Here is a 3,110-nt window from a genome sequence, read left to right on the forward strand (position 1 = left end):
AAGCCGGTCGGAAGTCGTATCCGTTCCGAGCGTGTGATAGAAGATCTTCGACGGCCGGTGATTGGCATCGAGCCGGGTATAGAAGAAGCCTTTCGCATCGGCATCCCAGGTGCCGGAACCGCCGGTATCGGCGACAAGATCTGCCATGTCCTCGCCCGATGCCAGATCGCGCACCTTGAGCGTGAAGAATTCCGAGCCCTTGTCGTCATAGCCCCAGAGAAAGCGCGCATGATCGGGCGAATGATCGGCGCCGCCTATGCGGAAATAGGCCTTGCCCTCGGCCTCCTTGTCGCCATCGAGCAGAACTTCCTCCGCGCCGCCCTCGCGCGGGATGCGGAAGAAGCGCGGCTGCTCGCCGCCGGTGCGGAAGGCCATGCCATAGGCATATGGGCCGTCCTTCATCGGCACGGAGGAATCGTCCTCCTTGATGCGGCCCTTCATCTCCGCGAACAGTTTTTCGCGCAGAGCGGCCGTATCCTCCATAAGCGCCGTATGATAGACGTTTTCCGCTTCCAGATGGGTCCGGATCGCCGGATCGAGCACTGAAGGATTGCGAAAAACCTCCTGCCAGTTGTCGGCCCTGAGCCAGGCATATTCGTCAATGCGCGTGATGCCGTGCCGCGTGTCCTCGACGGGCCGCTCCTCGGCCCTGGGAGCTTCAATGGTGGGGAAGATCTTTCTGGGTGTCATGGATGCTCGCTGGAAAAGATGTGCAGGCCCGGTTGGATCATGCCGGCCTGTTCCGTTCAAGTGTCGATCCTCCCCTGCTTGACAGAAGAGGAGAGGAGGCGGGGTTACGCCGTGGCGGAGAAGGGAGCCCTATTTCCTTTCGAACGAAAGCGCGGTGCCGTTCATGCAGTAGCGCAGGCCGGTGGGGGCAGGGCCGTCGTCGAAGAGATGACCGAGATGCGCGTCGCAATCCGCGCAGCGGACCTCCGTGCGCACCATGAAATGCGAGCGGTCCTGGTGCAGCGTCACGGCGTCATCCTCGACGGGGGCATAGAAGCTCGGCCAGCCGGTGCCTGAATCGTATTTCGTATCGGAGTCGAAGAGCGGCCGGCCGCAGGAGATGCAGCGATAGAGCCCTTCCTCCTTGTTGTCCCAATAGGGGCCAGTGAAGGCGCGCTCCGTTCCATGTTCGCGGGTGACGTGATATTGTTCCGGCGTGAGTTGCTCGCGCCATTCCGCATCCGTCTTCTGCACTTTGAGTTTGCCTTCGGTGGTCATGATCATTCTCCGGATCTTGTGTTCGCACCGAATTTAGTGTCGCGCGCCGACTTTGTCAGCGTGCGAGGCGCGGCTTTCGCACGGAGTTCTCCTGTGGATAGAGTCTATGGCCGATTGTCACATCCGCCTTGCCCGCGCGGGGTTGAGCGTCTATTGCGGGTCCCCAACGAACTGAAACCGGGAAGAATGAGGGGGACAAGCCGTAGATGGCGGAAGAGGGGCAATTCCTGATATTCCTGCTGCTCGTCCTTCCCTTTATCGCAGCCGCCGCCGCGCCGTTTCTCACAAGGGTGCTGCAGCACAAGGCGGCCTGGCTGCTGGCCGTCGTGCCGCTTTTCATCTTCCTTTATTTCAGCAGTTTCCTGCCGACCGTTGCGGCTGGCGATCCGGTGACCGGCGGCTATGAATGGATACCGAGCCTCGGCATCGACTTCTCCTGGTATTTCGACGGCCTGTCGCTGACATTCGCCCTGCTGATCTCGGGCATCGGAACACTGATCGTTCTCTATTCCGGCGGCTATCTCAAAGGCCATGAACACCAGGGGCGCTTCTTCTCCTTCATCCTCATGTTCATGGGGGCGATGCAGGGGCTCGTTGTTTCCGATTCCTTCCTGATGCTCTTCGTCTTCTGGGAACTGACTTCGATCACCTCCTTCCTGCTGATCGGCTTCGACCATCAGCGCGAAGCCTCGCGCCGGGCGGCCCTTCAGGCGCTGGTGGTCACGGGTATCGGCGGCCTGGCCCTGCTCGCCGGGCTGCTGGTCATCTGGGCAGCGACAGGCGCCAACGCGCTTTCGGAACTGGTGCAGATCGGCGGCGCATTGCGCGAAAGCCCGCTCTATCTGGCGGCGCTTCTGCTCGTGCTCGGCGGCGCCTTCACCAAGTCGGCGCAATTCCCTTTCCATTTCTGGCTTCCCAATGCCATGGAGGCGCCGACACCCGTTTCGGCCTACCTGCATTCGGCGACCATGGTGAAGGCCGGCGTCTATCTGGTCATGCGGCTGAACCCGGTGATGGGCGATACGGCGCTCTGGGAAACGATCCTGCCGGTCTTCGGCGGGGCGACGCTTCTCGTCGGCACGCTGCTCGGCATCCGCCAGACCGATCTCAAGCTGATGCTTGCCTATACCACGGTCGCCTCGCTGGGCCTCTTGGTCATGCTGACCGGATTCGGCTCGGAAGTCGCGGTCGAGGCGGCGGTGCTCTACCTGATCGCCCATTCCATGTTCAAGGGCGCGCTCTTCATGGTCGCCGGCCTGATCGACCATGAGGCCGGGAGCCGCGACATCCGCATGGTGGGCGGGTTGCGCAAGGCGATGCCGATCACATTCGCCGCAGCGATCCTCGCCGCCGCGTCGATGGGCGGGCTGCCGCCATTCTTCGGCTTCCTCGCCAAGGAAGAGATCTATGCCGGCCTTGGCCTGGGCAGCGGCTGGGCGGCGCTGCTGACGCTCGTCGCCGTCATCGGCAACGCATTGATGTTCGCGCTCGGCTTCGCCGTCGCCTTGAAGCCTTTCCTCGGGCCGAAAGTCGAGACGCCGAAACAGGCGCATGAAGGTCCGGTCCTGCTCTGGCTCGGGCCGCTCGTTCTTGCGATCTGCGGCTTGGCGGCTGCCCTGTTCTCATCGGTCAGCCACGGCTATCTGTCGAGCCCGATGGCGAGCGCGGTGGCGGGCATGCCGGTCGATGTCGCCATCTCCGTCATCCCGCATATCGGCCTGCCGCTCCTGCTTTCGCTGATCACCATCGCAGCCGGCGTCGCCGCCTATCTCGGCCTCGAGCGCGGCCGTGCTGGAGGGGATCGGCTGGGGGCCGGACCGCGGCTTCGACCAGGCCATGCGCGGCACGATCCGGCTTTCCTTCGCCACGACGGGAATCGTGCA

Annotated in this window: 1 protein-coding gene and 2 pseudogenes; 1 reads left to right on the top strand and 2 read right to left on the bottom strand. The window is 63.0% G+C overall.

Annotation, left to right across the window (positions count from 1 at the left end; all coding sequences use genetic code 11):
- Window positions 1-690, bottom strand: a pseudogene (locus tag L598_RS03820) (S9 family peptidase); the annotation flags it as partial.
- Window positions 691-819: 129 nt separating this feature from the next.
- Window positions 820-1,227, bottom strand: coding sequence for a peptide-methionine (R)-S-oxide reductase MsrB (msrB, locus tag L598_RS03825; RefSeq protein WP_144860565.1), 408 nt, complete (start codon window positions 1,225-1,227; stop codon window positions 820-822).
- A gap of 206 nt (window positions 1,228-1,433) precedes the next feature.
- Between msrB and L598_RS03830 the strand changes: the two are divergent.
- A pseudogene (locus tag L598_RS03830) lies at window positions 1,434-3,110 on the top strand (proton-conducting transporter membrane subunit); the annotation flags it as partial.

It is taken from the genome of Mesorhizobium sp. J18 (assembly GCF_007829525.1).
GTDB lineage: Bacteria > Pseudomonadota > Alphaproteobacteria > Rhizobiales > Rhizobiaceae > VLJP01.